Annotated in this window: 22 protein-coding genes; 12 read left to right on the plus strand and 10 right to left on the minus strand. The window is 62.5% G+C overall.

Annotated features, from left to right (window positions below; translation table 11 throughout):
* Positions 1-3 precede the first annotated feature (3 nt).
* Both pdxR and ACP6KB_RS16160 read left to right on the plus strand, forming a co-directional pair.
* Complete coding sequence (gene pdxR, locus ACP6KB_RS16155; RefSeq protein ID WP_442108049.1) at positions 4-1,446, plus strand: MocR-like pyridoxine biosynthesis transcription factor PdxR; 1,443 nt, start codon at positions 4-6, stop codon at positions 1,444-1,446.
* Positions 1,447-1,536: 90 nt separating this feature from the next.
* On the plus strand, positions 1,537-1,974 hold the full coding sequence (locus ACP6KB_RS16160; RefSeq protein WP_442108051.1) for a carboxymuconolactone decarboxylase family protein: 438 nt from the start codon (positions 1,537-1,539) through the stop codon (positions 1,972-1,974).
* 90 nt (positions 1,975-2,064) lie between these two features.
* Here ACP6KB_RS16160 and ACP6KB_RS16165 read toward each other — a convergent pair whose 3' ends face one another.
* The 3 genes from ACP6KB_RS16165 to ACP6KB_RS16175 form a co-directional block, all read right to left on the minus strand.
* Complete coding sequence (locus ACP6KB_RS16165; RefSeq protein ID WP_442108053.1) at positions 2,065-3,486, minus strand: short-chain fatty acid transporter; 1,422 nt, start codon at positions 3,484-3,486, stop codon at positions 2,065-2,067.
* 131 nt (positions 3,487-3,617) lie between these two features.
* On the minus strand, positions 3,618-4,274 hold the full coding sequence (locus ACP6KB_RS16170) for a CoA transferase subunit B (protein WP_274293214.1): 657 nt from the start codon (positions 4,272-4,274) through the stop codon (positions 3,618-3,620).
* Between the two features lie 36 nt (positions 4,275-4,310).
* A complete protein-coding gene (locus ACP6KB_RS16175) occupies positions 4,311-5,009 on the minus strand; it encodes a CoA transferase subunit A (RefSeq protein ID WP_028946065.1) in 699 nt (232 codons plus the stop codon).
* 137 nt (positions 5,010-5,146) lie between these two features.
* Here ACP6KB_RS16175 and ACP6KB_RS16180 point away from each other — a divergent pair, with 137 nt between their 5' ends.
* Both ACP6KB_RS16180 and ACP6KB_RS16185 read left to right on the plus strand, forming a co-directional pair.
* Positions 5,147-6,067 carry a LysR substrate-binding domain-containing protein gene (locus ACP6KB_RS16180; RefSeq protein ID WP_442108056.1) on the plus strand — a complete coding sequence of 307 codons (921 nt, stop codon included), beginning with the start codon at positions 5,147-5,149 and terminating at the stop codon, positions 6,065-6,067.
* Complete coding sequence (locus ACP6KB_RS16185; RefSeq protein WP_442108058.1) at positions 6,040-6,861, plus strand: aldo/keto reductase; 822 nt, start codon at positions 6,040-6,042, stop codon at positions 6,859-6,861. The genes ACP6KB_RS16180 and ACP6KB_RS16185 overlap by 28 nt, the downstream gene beginning before the upstream one ends.
* 62 nt (positions 6,862-6,923) lie before the next feature.
* On the opposite strand, the gene ACP6KB_RS16190 is transcribed toward ACP6KB_RS16185, so the two are convergent.
* The 4 genes from ACP6KB_RS16190 to lexA are packed head-to-tail and all read right to left on the minus strand — an operon-like array spanning position 6,924 to position 12,666.
* Complete coding sequence (locus ACP6KB_RS16190) at positions 6,924-10,031, minus strand: error-prone DNA polymerase (protein ID WP_442108060.1); 3,108 nt, start codon at positions 10,029-10,031, stop codon at positions 6,924-6,926.
* Positions 10,007-11,422, minus strand: coding sequence for a Y-family DNA polymerase (locus ACP6KB_RS16195; protein WP_442108062.1), 1,416 nt, complete (start codon positions 11,420-11,422; stop codon positions 10,007-10,009). Before ACP6KB_RS16195 ends, ACP6KB_RS16190 begins: the two co-directional genes overlap by 25 nt.
* A 6-nt stretch (positions 11,423-11,428) precedes the next feature.
* Positions 11,429-12,046 (minus strand): translesion DNA synthesis-associated protein ImuA, encoded by a 618-nt coding sequence (imuA, locus tag ACP6KB_RS16200; protein WP_442108064.1) that lies wholly within the window; start codon positions 12,044-12,046, stop codon positions 11,429-11,431.
* Positions 12,046-12,666 carry a transcriptional repressor LexA gene (lexA, locus tag ACP6KB_RS16205; RefSeq protein ID WP_442108066.1) on the minus strand — a complete coding sequence of 207 codons (621 nt, stop codon included), beginning with the start codon at positions 12,664-12,666 and terminating at the stop codon, positions 12,046-12,048. The genes imuA and lexA overlap by 1 nt, the downstream gene beginning before the upstream one ends.
* A 77-nt stretch (positions 12,667-12,743) precedes the next feature.
* On the opposite strand from lexA, the gene ACP6KB_RS16210 reads away from it, so the two are divergent.
* On the plus strand, positions 12,744-13,430 hold the full coding sequence (locus tag ACP6KB_RS16210; RefSeq protein WP_442108068.1) for an HAD family hydrolase: 687 nt from the start codon (positions 12,744-12,746) through the stop codon (positions 13,428-13,430).
* 1 nt (position 13,431) lies between these two features.
* On the opposite strand, the gene ACP6KB_RS16215 is transcribed toward ACP6KB_RS16210, so the two are convergent.
* On the minus strand, positions 13,432-13,782 hold the full coding sequence (locus ACP6KB_RS16215; protein WP_442114323.1) for a hypothetical protein: 351 nt from the start codon (positions 13,780-13,782) through the stop codon (positions 13,432-13,434).
* Positions 13,783-13,942: 160 nt separating this feature from the next.
* On the opposite strand from ACP6KB_RS16215, the gene ACP6KB_RS16220 reads away from it, so the two are divergent.
* The 7 genes from ACP6KB_RS16220 (at position 13,943) to csrA (ending at position 18,635) form a co-directional block, all read left to right on the plus strand.
* Positions 13,943-14,245, plus strand: a complete 303-nt coding sequence (locus ACP6KB_RS16220) for a DUF1883 domain-containing protein (protein WP_133215748.1) — start codon at positions 13,943-13,945, stop codon at positions 14,243-14,245.
* Between the two features lie 3 nt (positions 14,246-14,248).
* Positions 14,249-14,419 carry a hypothetical protein gene (locus tag ACP6KB_RS16225; RefSeq protein ID WP_442108070.1) on the plus strand — a complete coding sequence of 57 codons (171 nt, stop codon included), beginning with the start codon at positions 14,249-14,251 and terminating at the stop codon, positions 14,417-14,419.
* A 28-nt stretch (positions 14,420-14,447) separates the two neighbouring features.
* Positions 14,448-15,521, plus strand: coding sequence for an NAD(P)H-dependent flavin oxidoreductase (locus ACP6KB_RS16230; protein ID WP_442108072.1), 1,074 nt, complete (start codon positions 14,448-14,450; stop codon positions 15,519-15,521).
* A gap of 81 nt (positions 15,522-15,602) precedes the next feature.
* Entirely contained in the window at positions 15,603-16,361 is a 759-nt protein-coding gene (modA, locus tag ACP6KB_RS16235) for a molybdate ABC transporter substrate-binding protein (RefSeq protein WP_442108074.1), read from the plus strand.
* Positions 16,361-17,041 carry a molybdate ABC transporter permease subunit gene (gene modB, locus ACP6KB_RS16240; RefSeq protein ID WP_133215745.1) on the plus strand — a complete coding sequence of 227 codons (681 nt, stop codon included), beginning with the start codon at positions 16,361-16,363 and terminating at the stop codon, positions 17,039-17,041. The genes modA and modB overlap by 1 nt, the downstream gene beginning before the upstream one ends.
* A gap of 2 nt (positions 17,042-17,043) precedes the next feature.
* The gene (modC, locus tag ACP6KB_RS16245) at positions 17,044-18,132 is read left to right on the plus strand and encodes a molybdenum ABC transporter ATP-binding protein (RefSeq protein WP_442108077.1); all 1,089 of its coding nucleotides are present in this window, start codon (positions 17,044-17,046) and stop codon (positions 18,130-18,132) included.
* Between the two features lie 302 nt (positions 18,133-18,434).
* A complete protein-coding gene (gene csrA, locus ACP6KB_RS16250) occupies positions 18,435-18,635 on the plus strand; it encodes a carbon storage regulator CsrA (protein ID WP_442108079.1) in 201 nt (66 codons plus the stop codon).
* A gap of 72 nt (positions 18,636-18,707) precedes the next feature.
* Here csrA and ACP6KB_RS16255 read toward each other — a convergent pair whose 3' ends face one another.
* Both ACP6KB_RS16255 and ACP6KB_RS16260 read right to left on the minus strand, forming a co-directional pair.
* Entirely contained in the window at positions 18,708-19,079 is a 372-nt protein-coding gene (locus ACP6KB_RS16255) for a response regulator (protein WP_442108081.1), read from the minus strand.
* 19 nt (positions 19,080-19,098) lie between these two features.
* A complete protein-coding gene (locus ACP6KB_RS16260; RefSeq protein WP_442114324.1) occupies positions 19,099-20,544 on the minus strand; it encodes an ATPase domain-containing protein in 1,446 nt (481 codons plus the stop codon).
* Positions 20,545-20,551: the final 7 nt, after the last annotated feature.

Consider the following 20,551-nt stretch of genomic DNA (forward strand, 5'->3'; position numbering starts at 1 on the left):
GGCATGGAACTTCATATCAACCTGCAAGGCCATAAAGGCCTGGCCGAGCAGCTCTATCAGCAACTGCGCGAAGGCATCGACAGCGGGCGCCTGGCTGCGGGCACGCAACTGCCGCCAACGCGGCTGCTGGCCGAGCAACTGGGCGTGTCGCGCAAGACCGTGGCTGAAGCCTATTCCCGCCTGACCTACGACAACCTGCTCAGCGCCACGGTGGGTAAAGGCACCTTCATCACCCCGGCCTCGACCCGCTTGCCGCCAGTCACCGCTGCCCTGCCCCTGGCCAGCGCTTCGACCCTGGAAAAGTGGCGCGCACGACGCAACTTGCTGGCTGACTTGGCGCCCAGCACCTTGCGCTATGACTTCATCGGCGGCGCGTCGAGCAAGGCGCAGTTTCCCTTTGATGAATGGCGCCGCTGTAACCAGTACGCGCTGCGCCAGATACGTCGTGGCAGTGCCCGTTATGCGGCCCATCAGGGCTTGCCGGAACTGCGTGAAGCGATTGCCCGGCATATCGCCTTTGCCCGCGGGGTACGTTGCACCAGCGCCGATGTACTGGTGTGCAACGGCGCCCAGCAAGCGCTGGACCTGATCGCCCGGGTGCTGATCGAGCCGGGCTGTCAGGTGGCCATGGAAGACCCCGGCTACACCCCCGCGCGTCAGCTGTTCCTGTCTCAAGGTGCGCAATTGCAGTACGTTCCGGTCGACGACCAGGGGCTGTGCGTGGAGCAGATTGCCGACGGCACCCGCTTGATTTACGTCACCCCCTCACATCAGTTTCCGCTGGGCATGCCGATGAGCCAGGCGCGGCGCCAGGCCTTGCTGGCGCGTGCGGCGGCATTGGGCGCAATCATCATCGAAGACGACTATGACAGCGAGTTCCGCTACCAGGGGCGGCCCAGCGACTCACTGCAGAGCATGGACCGCCATGGCCTGGTCGCCTACGTCGGGACCTTTTCGAAAACCCTGTTACCGGAACTGCGCCTGGGCTACACCATCATGCCGCCGGCCCTGCACGAAGCCTTGTGTATCGCCAGGCAATTGACCGATTGGCACACGTCGACGCTGAACCAGTGGGCCTTGGCCCGTTTCATCAGTGAAGGCGCACTGCTTAAACACATTCGCCGCGTGCACGAAGTTTACGCCGCACGCCGCCAGCGCATCCTGCAGCGTTTGCAGGGGGACCTGGCGCCCTGGTTCGAGGTGGTCCCAGCCACTGCGGGGTATCATTTGAGTGCCCTGACCAAGGGCGATCTGGACGTGGACTTTTTGATCAGCATGGCGCGCAAGGTCGAGGTCGGGCTGTATTCGTTGGCGCCCTTTTACGCACAGGCCCCGGTCCGCCCAGGCTTGCTGCTGGGCTTTGGCGCCATCGAACTGCTGGACATCGACCCGGCACTGGACCGCGTGCGTGACACCCTGCAGACCCTGGAGGGATTGGCCTCCTGAGAATCGCCGCAATTGGCTATTCGAGGTGCCACGCAGCAGCGCTAAGGTAGTGCCATCCCTGCCTGAGGCAGCACTGACTGGAGCACACAGATGAGCAATCGTATCGAATGGGCCAAGCATTCACCCGAGGCGTACAAAGCCATGGTCGGCCTGGAAATGGCCCTGGGCAAATCGGGCCTGGAATCTTCGCTGCTGGAGCTGATTCGCTTGCGTGCCTCGCAAATCAACGGCTGCGCCTATTGCGTCAACATGCACGCCAATGACGCACGCAAGGCCGGTGAAACCGAGGCGCGCCTGCAAACCTTGAGCGTTTGGGAAGAGACCACGTTCTTCACGCCTCGCGAGCGTGCCGCGCTGGCCTGGACCGAAAGCCTGACCCGCCTGCCCGAGCGACATGCGCCAGAGCATCAATACCGGGCTCTGCTTGAACACTTCAGCGAAGCCGAGGTGGTCAATCTGACCCTGGCCATCGCCACCATCAACGCCTGGAACCGGTTTGGCGTCGGCTTCGCCATGATCCCAAGCTGATCCTCCAGTGTGGGAGCGGGCTTGCCCCGCGAGGCGCTGTGACTGACACGCCGCTATCGCGGGGCAAGCCCGCTCCTACAGCAGGTGGTATTAGCCTGGCATTACTGGCGGGGTGTATTGCAGCGTGGTACCGAGGAACCACAGCAGAAACAACACCAGCGGGATATGCACCAGCAACTGCACAAAGGAAAAGCCGATCAGGTCACGTGCCTTCAGCCCCAGTACCCCTAACAGTGGCAGCATGTAGAACGGGTTGATCAGGTTCGGCAGCGCTTCGGCCGCGTTGTAGATCTGCACCGCCCAGCCCAGGTGGTACTGCAGGTCATTGGCCACCAGCATCACGTACGGGGCTTCGATGATCCACTTGCCACCGCCCGACGGAATGAAGAAGCCCAGCACCGCCGAGTACACGCCCATCAGCAGCGCATAGGTGTCATGCGAGGCGATCTGCACAAAGAAGGTCGAGATGTGGTGCGCCAGGGTTTGCGCGTCCGCCCCCTGAACCTGGGTGAGGATCGCTGCGATCGAGCCATACAGCGGGAACTGGATCAGTACCCCGGTGGTGGTCGGCACCGCACGGGACACCGCATCGAGGAAGCTGCGCGGACGCCAGTGCAGCAAGGCGCCAAGCATGATGAACAGCAGGTTGTAGGTGTTCAGCCCGGAAATCGCAGTAATGGCCGGTTTGGTGCTGAACTCGTTGTACAGCCAGCCCGCAGCCAGGGCCACCAGCAGCAAGATCAGGATCGGGCTGTATTCCAGCCACTCGCCCGGGCGCGTGCGCTGCGGTGGTGGCGGTGCCGAGAAGCTTGGGTCAACGCCACAGTCGGCAGCGCTACGGGCACTGCTCGGGCCAGGCGCGGTGGCATAGGCCACGATCAGGGAAATCACCACCAGCGCCGCCAGCATCACGCCCGACTGCCAGAGGAAAATGGTTTCGGTAAACGGGATCACCCCGGTGATCGCCAGGATCGACGGCGGCAGGCTGGCCGGGTTGGCCTGCAACTGCGCGGCCGACGACGACAGGCCCAACGCCCAGACCGCCCCCAGGCCCAGATAGGCTGCGGCACCGGCGGCGCGATAGTCCATGTGCAAGTCGGTACGCCGCGCCAGTGCGCGGACCAGCAGGCCGCCGAACACCAACGACAATCCCCAGTTCAGCAACGAGGCGAGCATCGAGATCAACGCCACCCAGCAGACTGCCGAGCGGCCGTTTTTCGGGATGCGTGCCAAGCGGTCGATCAGCTTGACCGCCGGTGGCGAGCTCGCCACCACATAGCCACCGATGACCACAAAAGCCATCTGCATGGTGAACGGAATCAAGCTCCAGAAACCGTCACCAAAAGCCTTGGCGGTGTCGGTCGGCTTGGCGCCCATCGCCAGGGCGGCAACGCTGACCAGCGTCACGGCCAGGGCGGCGAACACCCAGGAGTCGGGGAACCAGCGTTCGGCCCAGTTTGAGCAGCGCAGGGCAAAGCGTGCGGAGCGGCTGTCTTGGATATCAGCGGCCACGGGGGAATTCCTTTTATTGGTTTTATTTGAAACGACAAGGGCCTCATCGCGGGACAAGCCCGCTCCTGCAAGGAATGCGTGGTTCCCTGTAGGAGCGGGCTTGCCCCGCGATGAGGCCCAAAAAGCGAACGTTAGAACGTCATTTCTTTCACATCATCCGGCACGATCAGCTTGCCAGCGGTCTTCTCGATGATCTCTTCGACCGTCACCCCTGGCGCGGTTTCACGCAGAATGAAAGCGCCGTTCTCGATCTCCAGGTAAGCCAGGTCGGTCAGCACCTTACGAATGCAACCGGCACCGGTCAGCGGCAGGCTGCAACGGGGCAGCAACTTGGATTCGCCGTCTTTGGAGGCGTGGGTCATGGTGACGATGATGTTGTCGGCGCCGGCCACCAGGTCCATCGCCCCGCCCATGCCCTTGACCAGTTTGCCGGGGATCATCCACGAGGCGATGTTGCCTTCCACGTCCACTTCGAAGGCGCCCAGTACGGTCAGGTCGACATGGCCGCCACGGATCATGGCAAACGATTCGGCCGAGCTGAAAATCGACGCGCCACGGCGGGCAGTCACGGTCTGTTTGCCGGCGTTGATCATGTCGGCGTCCAGCTGCGCTTCGGTAGGGAATTCACCCATGCCCAGCAGGCCGTTTTCCGATTGCAGCATGACGTCCATATCGGCCGGGACATAGTTGGCCACCAGCGTTGGAATGCCAATACCGAGGTTGACGTAGTAGCCGTCCTTGAGTTCGCGGGCGACGCGCTGAGCCATTTGTTCGCGGGTAAGTGCCATAGTCAGGATCTCTTTGTTGTTCTGTTCGGGGACGGTTCAGGCTTTGAGGGTGCGTTTTTCGATACGCTTCTCGAAGGTGCCGACAATCACCCGGTCGACATAGATACCCGGGGTATGGATCTCGGTAGGCAGCAAGACGCCCGGCTCGACGATTTCTTCGACTTCAACCACAGTGATCTTGCCGGCCGTGGCGGCCAGCGGGTTGAAGTTCTGCGCGGTGTTGCGGTACACCACGTTGCCGTAGTGGTCGGCCTTCCAGCCCTTGACGATGGCGAAGTCGCCGGTGATGGCTTCTTCAAGGATGTATTTGCGACCGTTGAACTCACGCACTTCCTTGCCGTCGGCCACTGGAGTGCCGTAGCCGGTCGCGGTGAAGAAGGCCGGAATGCCGGCGCCGCCAGCACGCATTTTTTCCGCCAGGGTGCCCTGTGGCGTCAGTTCCACTTCCAGCTCGCCGCTGAGCAATTGACGTTCGAATTCGGCGTTCTCGCCCACGTAGGAGGCGACCATTTTGCGAATCTGGTGATCTTCCAGCAGCACGCCGAGGCCAAAGCCATCAACGCCGCAGTTGTTCGACACCACGGTCAGGCCCTTGACGCCACGACGCTTGATTTCGTTGATGAGGTTTTCCGGAATGCCGCACAGGCCAAAACCACCGGCCAGTACCGTCATGTTGTCGGTCAGGCCTTCAAGAGCCTGTTCATAGGTTGCTACGCGCTTGTCCAGTCCGGCCATGCTGATCCGCCTTTTGTAGTTGTTGATCCGACAAGGGTGTCGGCGAGCGTTTGCGCCATCTTCACCCCAACCGACTTATTTGTTAATTTTGTTTTTATGATCATTTGATTAATTTTCCAAAAGAATAGCCGGTACCGATGAACGTCAAGCAGCTACGCGCCTTTGTCACTGTTGCCAAATACCGAAGCTTTGCCCAGGCCGGGGAGCGCCTGCACCTGTCGCAACCGGCACTGAGCCTGACCATCAAGGCCCTGGAAGATAACCTTGGCGGCGCCCTGCTCAGCCGCACCACGCGCAGCGTCAACCTGACCCCTGAAGGCGAGGTGCTGCTGCCCCTGGCCCGGCAACTGCTGGCCGACTGGGACAACACCGAAGAACTGCTGCGCCAGCGCTTCACCCTGCAACTGGGACGGGTGTCGATTGCGGCCATGCCAGCCTACGCCGGTAACCTGTTGCCGGCAGTGTTGAAAGAGTTTCGTCAGCGCTATCCACGGGTCAACGTCACCGTACACGACGTCATCAACGAGCAAGTGCTGGAGCTGGTCCGCCACCGCCGCGTCGAGCTGGGTATTGGCATTGAACCGGAAGTCAGTGCGCCGCTGCTGTTCACACCGTTGTACCTGGACCGTTTCGTTGCGGTGGTGCCCGCTGACTCACCGTTAGCGCTACAGGCTCAGGTCAGCTGGCATGAACTGCTGGCCGAAGATTTCATTGCCTTGCAGCGGCCTTCCGCTGTGCGGTTATTACTGGAGCAGCACCTGGCGGCCGAGCATGGCAAGCTGGCGGTGGCCTTTGAGAGTCACCAGCTGTCGACCATCGGCCGTATGGTTGCCAATGGTCTGGGCGTCAGTGCCGTGCCGGCCTTGTGCATTGGCCAGATGGAAGAATTGGGCGCCCGGTGCGTGGCGCTGGTCGAGCCGATTATTGAACGGCGCATTGGCGTGTCGATGCTGGCTGATCATAAACTCTCGGCAGCAGCCCAGGCGCTGCTCGACGTATTACAAGAACAAACTCGCCCACAGGAGGTGACATGCGCACAGTCAAACTTGCCGGTGTAGAGGTTCCGGCCATTGGTCAGGGGACGTGGTACATGGGGGAAGATCCGGGCCAACGCAACGCTGAAGTGGCCGCGTTGCAGCAAGGGATCGAACTGGGCCTGACGCTGATCGACACCGCCGAAATGTACGCTGAGGGCGGGGCTGAAGAAGTGGTCGGCGAGGCCATCGCCGGGCGCCGTGATCAGGTGTTCGTGGTCAGCAAGGTGTACCCGCACAACGCCAGCCGCAAGGGTGTGCCGGCCGCCTGCGAGCGCAGCCTGAAACGCCTGGGGACCGACTGCATCGACCTGTACCTGCTGCACTGGCGCGGCCAGCACCCACTGGAAGAAACCGTTGAAGCCTTCGAGCGCTTGCGTGAAGCGGGCAAGATTCGCCGTTGGGGCGTATCGAACTTCGACACTGACGACCTGCGCGAGCTGCACAACCCGGACTGCGCCACCAATCAGGTGCTGTACAACCCTGCCCAGCGCGGTATCGAGTTCGATCTGTTGCCATGGAGCCAGCAACGCCAATTGCCGACCATGGCCTACTGCCCGTTGGCCCAGGCCGGCCGTTTGCTCAAGCACCCGACCCTGAGCGAGATTGCCGAGCGCCATGGTGCTACCCCGGCGCAGGTCAGCCTGGCCTGGGTAACGCGCCAGAACGGCATCATTGCGATCCCCAAGGCGGTCGATCCCGAGCATGTACGCCTGAATGCCGCGGCCGCCAGCCTGACCCTGAGCAGCGAAGACGTGCGCGCCATTGACCGCGCCTTTCCCGCACCCACTCGCAAACAGCACCTGGCGATGGTGTAGGAGCGGCTTGCCCCGCGATAGCGGTGTGTCAGGTATACCGCTATCGCGGGGCAAGCCCGCTCCTACCGGAAGTCGCGGCTGCGGATATCCAGCCCTTGCAGCAAAGGGCTGAGATCTTCCAGGCGCTGGGCTATCAGGTGGCGCACACCGCTTTCAGATTCCAGCCGCCCACTCACCCGCAGCAAGCGTGAGCCAACCAAGGCCCGGCGCTGACGCTCGGCCAGCTCACGCCAGACCACGACGTTGACATTGCCAAACTCATCTTCAAGGGTGACAAAGGTGACGCCACTGGCGGTCTGCGGGCGTTGCCGGCCGGTCACCAGGCCGGCGACGCTGACTTTGTCGCCATGCTCGGCGCCCTCCAGGGCCTGCGAGCTGCGACAGCCCAGGGCATCGAGACGGCGGCGCAACAAGGTCAGTGGATGCGGGCCCAAGGTGGTGCCAACACTGGCGTAATCGGCAAACAGGTCTTCGCTGACCGAGGGTTGCGGCAGGCTCACTGGCGCTTCTGGCGGCGCCTCGATACCGGCGAACAAGGGCAACTGCGCCTGCACCGCCGCCACACTCCAACGCGCCCGGTAGCGGTCGCTGGCCAACCCGCGCAAGGCCCCGGCGTCGGCCAGCAGTTCACGGGCCCGGGCATCGAGTTGGGCGCGCAGGCAGAGGTCGCTGACGTCACGCCAGGGCGCCGCGCTGCGCGCCTGCTCGATACGCTGGGCATCTTCCTGGCGAAAGCCGCGAATCTGCCGCAAACCCAGACGAATCGCCAACGCCTGCCCTGCCCCCGGTTCCAGGCTGCAGTCCCAGTCGCTATGGCAGGCATCCACCGGGCGGATCTCGATGGCATGCCGGCGTGCATCCTGCAGGATCTGGTCAGGGCTGTAGAAGCCCATCGGCCAACTATTGATCAGCGCGCAGGCGTAAATTGCCGGCTCATGACACTTGAGCCAGCAACTGGCGTAGGTCAACAAGGCAAAGCTGGCAGCGTGGGACTCAGGAAAGCCATAGCTGCCAAAGCCTTTGATCTGCTCGAAGATGCGCTCGGCGAACTCACGGCTGTAGCCATTGCCGAGCATGCCGCTGATCAGGCGTTCGCGGTGCGGTTCCAGGCCGCCATGGCGTTTCCAGGCCGCCATGGCACGCCGTAACTGATCGGCCTCGCCTGCTGAATAGCCACCGGCGACCATGGCCAGCTCCATCACCTGCTCCTGAAACAGCGGCACGCCCAAGGTGCGCTCGAACACCTGCTGCAACGCTGGCGACGGGTAAGTCACCTCCTCCAGGCCCTGGCGCCGACGCAAGTAAGGGTGAACCATGTCGCCCTGGATCGGCCCGGGACGCACGATCGCCACCTCGATGACCAGATCGTAGAACTTCCGCGGTTTGAGGCGCGGCAACATGGCCATCTGCGCCCGCGACTCGATCTGGAACACGCCGATGGTGTCGGCGCGGCCGATCATGTCGTAAGTGGCGGCGCAATCGGCGGGGATCTTGGCCAGGCTCAGTTGGCGACCGCGATGGCGGTACAACAGGTCAAAACAGCGGCGCAAGGCGCTGAGCATGCCCAGGGCGAGGATATCGACCTTGAGCAGGCCGACCAGATCCAGATCGTCCTTGTCCCACTGGATCACCGTGCGCCCCGGCATTGCCGCATTCTCCACCGGCACCAGACTGGCCAGCGGCTGCTCGGAAATCACGAAGCCGCCCGGATGCTGAGACAGGTGGCGCGGGAAGCCGATCAATTCGCCGGTCAACACCAATACCCGGCGCAACAACGGGCTGTCGGGGTCGAAGCCGGCTTCACGCAACTGTTCCGGCGGCGGCAAGCGATCGCTCCAGCGCCCGCAACAATCGGCCAGTGCGTTGATTTGTGCCACCGGCAAGCCCAACACCCGGGCGATATCACGCACCGCACCGGCGGCATGGTAGGTGCTGGCCACGGCGGTCAAGGCGGCACGGTGACGACCGTAGCGGTTGAACACGTACTGCAGGACCTCTTCACGGCGGTCGTGTTCGAAATCGACGTCGATGTCGGGCGGTTCATCGCGTTCGCGCGACAGAAAACGCTCGAACAACAAGTGACTGTGCATCGGGTCGAGCTCGGTGATGCCCAGCACGAAACACACCACCGAGTTGGCCGCCGAACCGCGCCCCTGGCAGAGGATGCCCTGGCCACGGGCAAAGTTGACGATGTCGTAAACGGTGAGAAAGTAGTGCTCGTAGTTCAGCTCGGTAATCAGCTCGAGCTCGTGTTCCAGCGCTTGCCGCGCCTTCTCGGCAATACCCTGCGGCCAACGCCAGTGCTGTTTCTGCTCGCACAAGTGGCGCAACCAGCTGCTGGCTGTCTGGCCGGCGGGCACCAGTTCGCTGGGGTACTGATAGCGCAGCTGGCTCAGGTCGAAGCGACAGCGCCCGGCAATACGCAGGGTTTCATCGAGCAACGCCTGCGGGTACAGCTCGGCCAGTTGCGCCAAGGGCCGCAGGTGGCGTTCGCCGTTGGCGAACAGACGCTGCCCGGCCTCGGCCACGGTGCAATGGTGACGGATCGCCGTCATGCTGTCTTGCAAGGCCCGGCGACCACGGGCATGCATGTGTACATCACCCGCCGCCACCGCAGGCAGTTGCAGCGCCGCAGCCAGGGCCAGAAGCTGTTGCAGGCGCCGCCCGTCATCAGCGCCACGGTGCAGTTCCACCGCCAGCCACAGGCGCTCGGCGAAGCGTTCCTGCAGCCACTGGCCACGCGCCAGGTCGTGCTCGTTTTCATCAGGCACCCAGAGGGCCAGCAAACCCTCCAGTGGCGCGTCGAAATCTTCACGCAGCACCTGGTAAGCGCCTTTCTGCGCCCGTCGCCGCCCTTCGGTGATCAGCCTGCACAGGTGCTGATAGCCGAGCAGATTTTCTGCCAGCAGCACCAGCTTGGGCCCCTCGTGCACACGTATTTCACTGCCGACGATCAACGGCACCTCGGCCGCCTTGGCCGCCTGCCAGGCCCGGACGATACCGGCCAAGGTGCACTCGTCGGTGATCGCCAAGGCCTGATAACCCTGCTGGCGCGCTCGGCTGAACAACTCCTGGGCGCTGGAGGCACCGCGCTGGAAGCTGAAGTTCGACAGGCAGTGCAGTTCGGCATAGGCCACTGGCGTGCTCATGCAAACCAACCCTGCAGCCACAGCGGCCCCGCCTCGCCAAGGGTGCGGTAGGCCCAGGCGTACTGCCCGGTGGGGGTCTGCACCCGGTAGTAGTCGCGACGCACATCGCCGCCGTCCCACCAGCCAGACTCGATCCGCTCAGCCTCGGTCAGCAGTTGCATGCCCTGCTCCGGCAACGCCTGGGGCTCGGCCAGCAGCCAGCCCGGACGCAGCGCTGTTGCGGTAGAGGGAAGCAGCAGCGCCGGATTGTCCAGGCGCCAGGCGCATTCCGGGCGGTGGTCGGCCTGGGTTGACAGGCTGTGTACCGCCGCGTCGCCCAAGCGTGCACGCAGACGCTCGCGCAGTTGCTCCCAGGGCTGGTTCTGCTGCGCACGCGGGTCAAACAGTTCGCGGTGCTGCGGGACAAAGGCCGGCAGGTCTTCGGCCTGCAAACGCAGGTTGCGCACCGGCGCCTGCAACTGCAGTTGCTCAAGGCGGCCACGGGCCAGCTCAAACAGCATCAGCGGGTCACGCTCGGCGGCCAGCAGGCCAACGGGCACACAGGTGTCTGCGCCCTCGGCATGCTCCAGGTGCACGGTAAAACGCTGCACGCCACTGTCGCGGCCGGCCAGGAATGCCGCCAGGTCGTTAATCAGACGACGCAGCGGAAAGAGCAAGGCCTGGTGCGACTCAACATCGAAATTCAGCTCCAGGCGCGCATCGAAACGATCGGGCGGCAGGTAGAACGTCAGGGCCATGGGCCGCAGCCCAAGCAAACGGTCCAGATGCAGTTGCACCGCCGCGGCAAAACGCCGGGCCACGGCTTCGCGGGGCAGCGCCATGACCTGAGCGAGCCTGCGCAGCCCCATGCGGGCGAAAGCGCTGGCGGCCTCGGCGGGCAAACCGACACGTTCGATGGGCAGTTGCTCAAGGGCGGCGCGCGTTTGTTCAGGGCAATCGAGCGCCAGGCCATCATGACAGTTGGCAAGCATACGCGCGGCCACCGGGTTACTGGCCAGCACAATACGGTGACGAAAACCCAACGCACTCAACTCGGCGCGCAAGCGTGCTTCGAACGCAGGCCACGGGCCAAACAGGCCGAGGCTGGATTCGACTTCCAGCAACAGCACCCGTGGGTAGTGCAGGCTGACCTGGGAGCTGTACTGGTAAGCCCAGGCCGCGAGCAGTTGCTGCAGGGCGTCGATGGCGGCAGGGTCATGGTCGACGCAGGCGAAATTGCCCGCCAGCGCCTGAGCGCTGGTCAGTGGCTGCCCGGCGCGCAGGCCGAGCGCCGCCGCTGCCGGATTGACCGCCTGCAGCACCCGGCGCTGCGGTGGCCCGTTGAGCAGCACCAGCGGCGCGTCAGGGTCAGCGCGCCCACGCAATACCGCGTCGAGTGCCAGCTGTGGCAGCACAATACAGGCCCAGAGCATGATCCATCAGCCTCGCCCTGGGCAGGCAATCGGCATCGCCGGGGCCAGACCGCCACGGCACTTGAGGACGCGCCATTGCGCCGGGTGGCTATCGACGGCAATACGCAAGGCCGCCGGTGACGGGTTCAATGCGGCCTGCAGAGGGCGCAAGGCAAAGGCCAGGGTCTGTCCGCTTTCAGCGGCCACCTGCAAGCGCCGCAGAGCGCGGTCGTCGGCTTTGTCCGGCCAGCACAACACCGCCCCGCAACTGCCCGAGCGCAAACATTGCTCGGCCGCCCAGAACACTTCGTCCGCCGCCGTCTCGACCAGCGTCAGCCACTGCAGATCAACGCCAGCCGCCTGCCAGGCCGGTGCATACGGAATGAACGGAGGGCTAATCAGCACCACCCGCTCGGCAGCGGCGGTCAGGCGCGCCAGGCTCGGCCAGAGCAACTGCAGCTCACTGCTGCCGCGGGCAGCCAGCAACACTTCGGTCAATGCAGCGGGCGGCCAGCCACCGCCGGGTAGCAGCGCATCCAGCGGCGCATGGCCGGTGGGCTGCTCACCCCGGGGCTGAACCTGAGGGCGCCCCTTCCAGACCCGCCGCTGGTCGAGCAACCCGTCGAGGCTGACTACCGCGCCCATCAGCCGCGCCTCACCAGACCGCAGAACACGCCCTCAATGACGAAGTCCTGGCCCGGGCCAACCTCGATCGGGGCATAGGCCGGGTTACGCGGCAGCAAACGGTACTGCTGGGCACTGACCCGTTCGAAGCGCTTGATGGTTACCTCGCCGTCCAGGCGGGCGACGATGATCTGCCCGTCACGGGCTTCTGCCTGTTGCTTGATACCGACCAGGTCGCCGTCAAGGATGCCGTCATCGAGCATCGAGTCGCCGCGCACCTTGAGCAAGTAGTCGGGCGAACGGCTGAACAGCTGGGCATCGAGCATCAGCTGCTCGTGGATATCGACGTCCGGGCCGATCGGCCGCCCCGCCGCCACCTGGCCCAGCACCGGAATTTCCAGCACCTCGGGGCGGCGCAACGCCCCGGCCAGGCGAATGCCGCGGGCCTGGTTGCGGGTGACCTCAATGAAACCGGCCTCGGCCAGCGCCTGGATATGTTTGCGGGCCACGCTACGGGAGGCAAAACCGAATGCCGTGGCAATGTCGGCCAGGCTCGGCGGCTGGCCATGCTCGGCAATGCGTTCGCGGATGAAAGCGAGGATGGCGCTGCGTTTGGGCGATAAAGTATTCATGGAGTACATTTGTACTCTTTTCCGCGCACACTGACCAGCCCCCATGATCGGGTTATGATGAGCGGCCACTGCAGCGGATACTCAGCATGCTTGATGCGTTATTGTTTGATCTCGACGGCACCCTGACCGATACCGACAAACTCCACCTGCTGGCCATGCAACAGCTGTTGCTCGAAGACGGCCGGGTATTGACTGAGGCGCAGTTCGACGCCCACATCAGCGGTCGGGCCAACGCCGACCTGTGCCGCTACCTGTTTCCCGACCGCCCGCTGGCCGAGCACCAGGCCTTCGCTGACCGCAAGGAAGCGCGTTTTCGCGCCCTGTCACCGACCCTGCAGCCCACTGCCGGGTTGCTGCGCCTGCTGGCGCATGCCGAAGAGACCGGCATCGGTATGGCGGTAGTCACCAATGCGCCACGGGCCAATGCCGTGCATATGCTCAAGGCCATGGGCTTGGGTGAGCGCTTCAAACATGTGCTGGTCGCCGAAGAGCTGCCCCGGGCAAAACCGGACCCGCTGCCCTACCTCACGGGCCTCGAATGCCTGCAAGCGCAGGCCAGCCATGCCCTGGCTTTCGAAGATTCAATGCCTGGCGTAACGGCCGCCAGCCGTGCCGGGATTTTCACCGTTGGCCTGGCCACCAGTCAGACACCCGAGGCCCTGATCGCCGCTGGTGCACAACTGGTCATAAAAGATTTCGAAGATCCACAACTATGGGCACTGATCACCCACATGCAGGCAGGCGCGGGCTTGCCCCGCGATAAACCCTGCTGACTCACCCAGAAATACAGCGCGTGGCAGCCGTTTTCACGTCACCCAGACGCAGCGGAAAGTTATTGAGCCGCTCATACAACTTGATGCTGCTGCCGCTGCCGCGCTCATTGATATCCACCAGCGCCGCAGGCCCGGCACCGACTTTCTGCGGAACCACCAGGCGCAAGCCATCGTGGTGCTGCTCAACTTCAAGCGGACCCCGGGTTTCAGCCAAGTGCTGCTGTACGCAGGTGGCGTACTCCTGGGGCTTCTTGCCAGAAATCACGTTCAAGGTTTCCGGCGAATTTTCAAGCTCCGATACACTGGCGCAACCGCCAAGCGTAACTGCCAACGCTGCTACAACCCACTTCATCAAGCTACACCTCCACCACGGAAAAACACTCTGACCACGCAAAGACCATTTTGCTCCCTGGATTGGCAGATTTATCCCGGCACCGACACGAAGCACGACCGTATCAGCAATGATCATGGTATCGTTTTGAATTGCCCAAAGATCCATTGCGGAGAGCAACATGAAATTCGTACACCAGCGCGAGCACCTCAACGAAGACGATATCGTCGTCATCGAGTGCTCCCAGCGCTGCAATATCCGCCTGATGAACGACGCCAACTTCCGCAGCTTCAAGAATGGCGGGCGCCACACCTATCACGGCGGTGCATTCGTCGACTTCCCGGCAAAAATCACCGTACCCAGCACCGGCTTCTGGAATATCACCATCGATACCGTTGGCCCGCGCGCGTTGTCGGCAGTGAGCAAGCCGACCTTCACCCACAAGATCAAGTTCATCCGCCGTTCGTCGTCGAAACTGAGATAAGCCATGAGCCAGACCACCAAATACGTCATCAAATACAAGCTTGACGGTGAACAACGCTTCGACTTCGCCCAGATGAGCAGCGATGCCCCTGAGGAAGTACAGGCTGCACTGCAGAAGCTCCACGGCGAAGACGCGAAAAAAATCACCGATGTAAAGGTCAGCAAAGCCCTGTAACGGTCACAACGCACAAGGAATCCCAGGCATGAGCCAATGGCCGGACACCCGCCTTCTCGATCTGCTAGGCATTGAACTACCGATCATTCAGGCGCCGATGGCCGGAGCCACGGGCTCGGCCATGGCCATTGCCGTGAGCAACGCAGGCGGCCTGGGCTCGCTGCCGTGCGCAACCCTGAGCCTGGAGCAGATCCGCGCCGAACTTGAAGCCTTTACCCAGGCCTGCAAGGGGCCGCTGAACGTCAATTTCTTCTGCCATCAGCCGCCGCAACCCGACCCCGCTCGCGATGCGGCCTGGAAGCAGGCACTCAAGCCCTACTACGACGAGCTGGGCGCCGATTACCAGGCACCCACTCCGGTGTCCAACCGCGCACCGTTCGACGACGCCACCTGCCAATTGGTCGAGGAATATCGCCCCGCCGTGGTGAGCTTCCACTTTGGCCTGCCGCAGGCCGATTTGCTGGCACGGGTCAAGGCCACCGGGGCCAAGGTGCTGTCCAGCGCCACCACCGTCGATGAAGCGATCTGGCTGGAACAGCACGGCTGCGATGCGATCATCGCCATGGGCTACGAAGCCGGTGGGCACCGCGGGATGTTCCTCAGCAGCGATCTGAACACCCAGGTCGGCACGCTGGCGCTGGTGCCACAAATCGTAGATGCGGTGAAGGTGCCAGTGATTGCCGCCGGTGGCATCGGCGACCATCGCGGCATTGTCGCCGCCCTGGCGTTGGGCGCTTCGGCAGTCCAACTGGGCACTGCTTACCTGTTCTGCCCGCAAGCCAAGATTTCGGCCGCCCACCGCCAGGCGCTGCACAGCGCCAAGGAAAGCGACACCGCACTGACCAACCTGTTTACCGGGCGCCCAGCGCGCGGCATCAACACCCGGATCATGCGCGAGCTGGGGCCGATCAGCCCACTGGCACCGCAGTTCCCCTTGGCTGGCGGTGCGTTGATGCCGCTGCGGGCGATCAGCGAACCTCAGGGCAACAGTGATTTCAGTAACCTCTGGTCGGGCCAGGCGCTGCGTCTGGGACAAGCCCTCCCCGCCGAAGAACTGACCCGCACCCTGGCAGAAAACGCCCTCGCGCAACTCAAGCGCTGAAGCAGTGCTTCCCGTTTGTCGGGTAATCGCTATATAGTCACCTACATAACGATTATCCCTCAGCCTATGGAGCTGTGTTTCATGAGTAAGTGCGCCCCTCGATTTGCCTTGGCCGCCCTGGCCACGTTCATGACCTTCACCAGTGCCTGGGCCGATGAGGTTCAGGTCGCTGTCGCGGCCAACTTCACCGCGCCGATCCAGGCCATCGCCAAAGATTTCGAGAAAGACACCGGTCACAAGCTGGTCGCTGCCTACGGCGCTACCGGGCAGTTCTACGCGCAGATCAAGAACGGCGCACCGTTCGAAGTGTTCCTCGCCGCCGATGACAGCACCCCGGCGAAGCTGGAAAGCGAAGGCGACAGCGTCAAGGGCTCACGCTTTACCTATGCCATTGGCACGCTGGCCCTGTGGTCAGCCAAACCAGGCTACGTCGATGCCCAGGGTGAAGTGCTGAAAAAGAACGCGTTCAAGCACCTCTCGATCGCCAACCCGAAAGCCGCCCCTTATGGCTTGGCCGCTACCCAGGTGCTGGACAAGCTCAAGCTCACCGAAGCCACCAAGGGCAAGATCGTCGAAGGCCAGAACATTACCCAGGCCTTCCAGTTCGTCTCCACCGGCAATGCCGAGTTGGGCTTCGTAGCGCTGTCGCAAATCTACAAAGACGGCAAAGTCAGCGAAGGTTCGGCCTGGATCGTCCCAGCCAGCCTGCATGAGCCGATCAAGCAAGACGCCTTGATCCTCAACAAAGGCAAAGACAACCCGGCCGCCAAGGCGCTGGTTGAGTACCTTAAAGGTCCGAAAGCAACGGCCCTGATCAAGTCCTACGGTTACGAAATCTGATGCCACTGGACGCCAGCGACCTGGGTGCCATCTGGCTGACCTTCAAACTGGCCAGCCTGACCACCTTGATTCTGTTGTTGGTCGGCACCCCGATCGCCTGGTGGCTGGCGCGTACGCGCTCCTGGTTGCGCGGGCCGGTGGGCGCGGTGGTGGCCCTGCCGCTGGTGCTACCGCCGACGGTCATCGGTTTCTACCTGCTGCTGGCCCTGGGGCCGAACGGCTGGATCGGACAAACCACCGAAGCGTTGGGGCTGGGCACCGTGGTGTTCAGCTTCAGCGGCCTGGTGATCGGTTCGGTGATCTACTCGATGCCCTTTGTCGTGCAACCCTTGCAGAACGCCTTCAGCGCCATTGGCGAGCGCCCGCTGGAAGTGGCCGCTACGCTGCGTGCCAGCCCATGGGACAGCTTTGTCCATGTGGTGCTGCCACTGGCCCGGCCCGGCTTTATCACCGCAAGCATCCTTGGCTTTGCCCACACCGTGGGCGAGTTCGGCGTGGTGCTGATGATTGGCGGCAACATCCCTGACAAGACCCGCGTGGTGTCGGTACAGATCTTCGACCACGTCGAAGCCATGGAATACCTGCAGGCCCACTGGCTGGCGGGTGCCATGCTGGTGTTTTCTTTCCTCGTGCTACTGGCGCTGTACTCCAGCCGCCAGGGCAAATCGACCTGGAGCTGAGTGTGGAGAAAATGATTCACGCTCGGCTCAAAGTAGCCCGCGACAGCTTCGAACTGGATGTCGACCTGCAATTGCCCGGGCGCGGCATCAGCGCACTGTTTGGCCATTCCGGCTCGGGCAAGACCACCTGCCTGCGCTGCCTGGCGGGCCTGGAGCGGGCAGCCGATGCCTACATCGAAGTCAACGGCCAGATCTGGCAAGACTCGCGCCGCAACCACTTCATCGCCCCACACCTGCGCCCGATTGGCTATGTGTTTCAGGAAGCCAGCCTGTTCCCCCACCTGACGGTACTGGGTAACCTGACTTTCGGCTGGCGGCGCATTCCGGCCCAGGCGCGCAAGGTCAGCCTGGAGCAGGCCTGTGCTTTGCTGGGGATCGAGCACTTGCTCGAACGCAAACCGGCCACATTGTCGGGCGGTGAGGCCCAGCGTGTGGGTATCGCCCGAGCCTTGCTCAGCAGCCCGCAATTGCTGTTGATGGACGAGCCACTGGCTGCCCTCGATGGCCCCCGTAAACGCGAAATCCTGCCTTACCTTGAGCGCTTGCACTCAGAACTGGAGATCCCGCTGATCTACGTCAGCCATGCCCAGGACGAAGTGGCCCGGCTGGCAGATCACCTGGTGCTACTGGAACAGGGCAAGGTTCAGGCCAGCGGTCCGATTGCCGCAACCCTCGCGCGTCTCGACCTGCCCTTGGCTCAGGGCGACGATGCCGGTGTGATCATCGAGGGCCGGGTGAGCAGCTATGACGCTGACTACCAATTGCTCAGCCTGCAATTGCCTGACAGCACGCTGCAGCTACGTCTGGCTCACGAGCCTCTGGCCCTGGGCACACCCTTGCGACTCAAGGTCCAGGCCCGCGATATCAGCCTGAGCCTGAACGAAGACGCGCACTCAAGCATCCTCAATCGCCTTCCGGTACGGGTCGTCAGCCACCAGGCAGCCGATAATAGTGCCCACGTGCTGGTCAGTCTCAATGCTGACGGCAGCGTGCTGCTGGCCCGCATCACCCGTTATTCTGCCGATCAATTGGGGCTACACAGCGGCCAGCAGCTCATGGCCCAGATCAAGTCGGTGGCACTACTGGGATAATCACGCCCCTGCCCCCTTGAAAAACGATTCAGCAGACCTCAGCTCTACTATCATGCAGAGAAATTTCCCATATTCGCTCAAGCCCCCTATGCTTGCGGGCGTAAGCAGCATTCGCTGCTACAGAACGCTCAATGGCCCCCAAGGGAGCCTGCGACCAAAGACTCTCTACAGAATCTGTGTTCGAGGGAATTAATATTCCCCGAAAGCGTCTTTAATGAAGGAAAAGAGGAACGCGTTGCACGCGCTCCGGGCTTGTGTGGGTGCGACCTGCCAGGCAACTTATCGTTACCAAGGAGATATACATGCTGATACTCACCCGCAAGGTTGGCGAAACCATCGTCATTAACGATGACATCAAAGTCACCATTCTGGGCGTCAAGGGCATGCAAGTGAGGATTGGCATCGATGCACCTAAAGATGTCCAGGTGCACCGTGAAGAAATCTACAAGCGCATTCAAGCTGGCAGCCCGCCACCAGAAAAAGGAGACAGTCACCACGACTAATATCTGCTGATTCAAGCCGCACGGATGCGCTTGAGCCCAAGCACAACCGCTCCAGAGGTGGCAGCAATGCCCTCATGACGGCTTGGGCGGTCGAAGCAGTTCGTTTACCTTGGCGACCAACGTGGGGATATCGAAGGGCTTATCGAATACGGCCACGAACAATTCCGGGCTATCCCACCCTTCGTGCGCCTGGGCACCGCTGATCAAAATCACTGGTAATGCCCGCAACTGTGGGTCTTCACGCATTTTCAGCGCCAGCTCCTTACCGTTGAGCCTGGGCATCATGTAATCGGTGATCACCAGCTCCACCGGTGTGCGCGCCAGCGTTTCCAGTGCCTGTTCGCCATTGCCGACCTTCAATACTTCAAAGCCTTCGTCTTCCAGCAGAAATCCCAGAATATCGGCAATCAGGTACTCGTCGTCGACCACCAGGATCGTGCTCATGATCGCCCCGACCGCCGACTCACGCGCCCGCCGCTGGCGCTGGCGTGCCGGACAGCACTGCCGTGGCCTGGGTGAAGGCTTTGTGTAGTTCGATACCCTGGGCGCTGATGATCAGCTCCAGCAGCGCCGGATCGTAGTCGCTATCGCGCACCTTGAGAATCGACAGCAAGCGCTTGAGCTCCGACTCCAGTTCAACAAAACGCATCAGCAGCAGGTTATCGACAATACTCGACAGGTCGGGCGCAGGCGCATTGATTTCCGAACCGAAAATATCGCGCATCTCCCAGGTTGCCAGCACACTGACGTCACGCGCACGCAACTCGCCGATCAAGGCTCGAAAGAACTCGTTGAGCCGCGCCGGATGGGTGGCCAGGCGGGAGAAAGCCCCCAGACTGTCAATCAGGACACGACGAATGCCCAATGTCTGAACCTGACGCAGCAAACGTGCCCCCACCTCATCGAGCACACCTTCGGTGGTCGGCTGCCAGGCAATATGCAATGCACCACTGCGTTCCATGGCCACGAAGTCATGCCCCAGGGCGCTGGCTTTCAAGCGCAGGCGCTGAGGCGTTTCATAGAAACCAAAGTGCAGCCCAGGTTCCTTTACCGTGGCGGCCGCCAGAAAACTGACCCCAAGCGATGTCTTGCCAATCCCCGACGGCCCCATCGCCAGGGTCATCGAACCTGAAGGCAAGCCACCGCCGAGCAACTGATCGAGACCCTTGATCCCACTCGAGACCCGCTTCAATTCACTACTGCCCATGCCGCTGGGGTGACTGAACAGCGATTCCAGGCGCGGATAGACTTGCAGGCCATCCGCGGTGATTTCACATTCATGCAGCCCCGACAACGCACCACTACCGCGCGTTTTGCGCAGCTGGATATTGCGCACGGAGCGACTGCCCGACAGCGCTTCGGTCAGTTCGATAACCCCATCGACCATGGTGTGCTCGGGGCTGCCATCATCCAGCTGCGAGCTGGTCAACAGCAACACCGTGCATCCCGCAAACGCGGCATGACCTTGCAGCTCGGCAATGAATTTTTTCGTGTCCAGCACGGTGTCTGCGCGCGACCGTGCGGTCAGCAGACCATCGACGACCAGCAGCGTCGCCTGATGATGGCTGATTTCGCCACGCAGCAATTTGACCACGTGCTCCAGCCCTTCCCGCTCCAGGGTATCGAACGCGCTGACAAACTGGATCTGATTACCCAGCACAGCTGAGTCAAAGAAGCTCAGGGTCGACAGGTACTGGAACAATCGCTCATGGGACTCGCTCAGCAGGGTGGCGACCAGCACGCGCCCGCCTTGACCGGCGTGCTTGAACGCCAACTGATTGGCCAGAATGGTCTTCCCCGACCCTGGCCGCCCCTGAACGATATAAGAGGCGCCAACGATCAGCCCCCCTTTGAGCAATGCATCCAGGCCTTCGATACCCGTGGTCAGGCGTTTGAGTGGCTCCACGATAGGTGCA

The organism is Pseudomonas sp. NUPR-001 (assembly GCF_052147955.1).
GTDB lineage: Bacteria > Pseudomonadota > Gammaproteobacteria > Pseudomonadales > Pseudomonadaceae > Aquipseudomonas.

What these genes read in the sequence shown, in the direction of transcription:
- ACP6KB_RS16160 (WP_442108051.1), top strand. Translation starts at nt 1,537, where the DNA reads ATGAGCAATCGTATCGAATGGGCCAAGCATTCACCCGAGGCGTACAAA.
- pdxR (WP_442108049.1), top strand. Translation starts at nt 4, where the DNA reads ATGGAACTTCATATCAACCTGCAAGGCCATAAAGGCCTGGCCGAGCAG.
- ACP6KB_RS16220 (WP_133215748.1), top strand. Translation starts at nt 13,943, where the DNA reads ATGAAATTCGTACACCAGCGCGAGCACCTCAACGAAGACGATATCGTC.
- ACP6KB_RS16215 (WP_442114323.1), bottom strand. Translation starts at nt 13,782, where the DNA reads ATGAAGTGGGTTGTAGCAGCGTTGGCAGTTACGCTTGGCGGTTGCGCC.
- ACP6KB_RS16230 (WP_442108072.1), top strand. Translation starts at nt 14,448, where the DNA reads ATGAGCCAATGGCCGGACACCCGCCTTCTCGATCTGCTAGGCATTGAA.
- ACP6KB_RS16180 (WP_442108056.1), top strand. Translation starts at nt 5,147, where the DNA reads ATGAACGTCAAGCAGCTACGCGCCTTTGTCACTGTTGCCAAATACCGA.
- imuA (WP_442108064.1), bottom strand. Translation starts at nt 12,046, where the DNA reads ATGGGCGCGGTAGTCAGCCTCGACGGGTTGCTCGACCAGCGGCGGGTC.
- ACP6KB_RS16185 (WP_442108058.1), top strand. Translation starts at nt 6,040, where the DNA reads ATGCGCACAGTCAAACTTGCCGGTGTAGAGGTTCCGGCCATTGGTCAG.
- modB (WP_133215745.1), top strand. Translation starts at nt 16,361, where the DNA reads ATGCCACTGGACGCCAGCGACCTGGGTGCCATCTGGCTGACCTTCAAA.
- csrA (WP_442108079.1), top strand. Translation starts at nt 18,435, where the DNA reads ATGCTGATACTCACCCGCAAGGTTGGCGAAACCATCGTCATTAACGAT.
- lexA (WP_442108066.1), bottom strand. Translation starts at nt 12,666, where the DNA reads ATGTACTCCATGAATACTTTATCGCCCAAACGCAGCGCCATCCTCGCT.
- ACP6KB_RS16195 (WP_442108062.1), bottom strand. Translation starts at nt 11,422, where the DNA reads ATGCTCTGGGCCTGTATTGTGCTGCCACAGCTGGCACTCGACGCGGTA.
- ACP6KB_RS16210 (WP_442108068.1), top strand. Translation starts at nt 12,744, where the DNA reads ATGCTTGATGCGTTATTGTTTGATCTCGACGGCACCCTGACCGATACC.
- ACP6KB_RS16255 (WP_442108081.1), bottom strand. Translation starts at nt 19,079, where the DNA reads ATGAGCACGATCCTGGTGGTCGACGACGAGTACCTGATTGCCGATATT.
- ACP6KB_RS16175 (WP_028946065.1), bottom strand. Translation starts at nt 5,009, where the DNA reads ATGGCCGGACTGGACAAGCGCGTAGCAACCTATGAACAGGCTCTTGAA.
- modA (WP_442108074.1), top strand. Translation starts at nt 15,603, where the DNA reads ATGAGTAAGTGCGCCCCTCGATTTGCCTTGGCCGCCCTGGCCACGTTC.
- ACP6KB_RS16225 (WP_442108070.1), top strand. Translation starts at nt 14,249, where the DNA reads ATGAGCCAGACCACCAAATACGTCATCAAATACAAGCTTGACGGTGAA.
- ACP6KB_RS16170 (WP_274293214.1), bottom strand. Translation starts at nt 4,274, where the DNA reads ATGGCACTTACCCGCGAACAAATGGCTCAGCGCGTCGCCCGCGAACTC.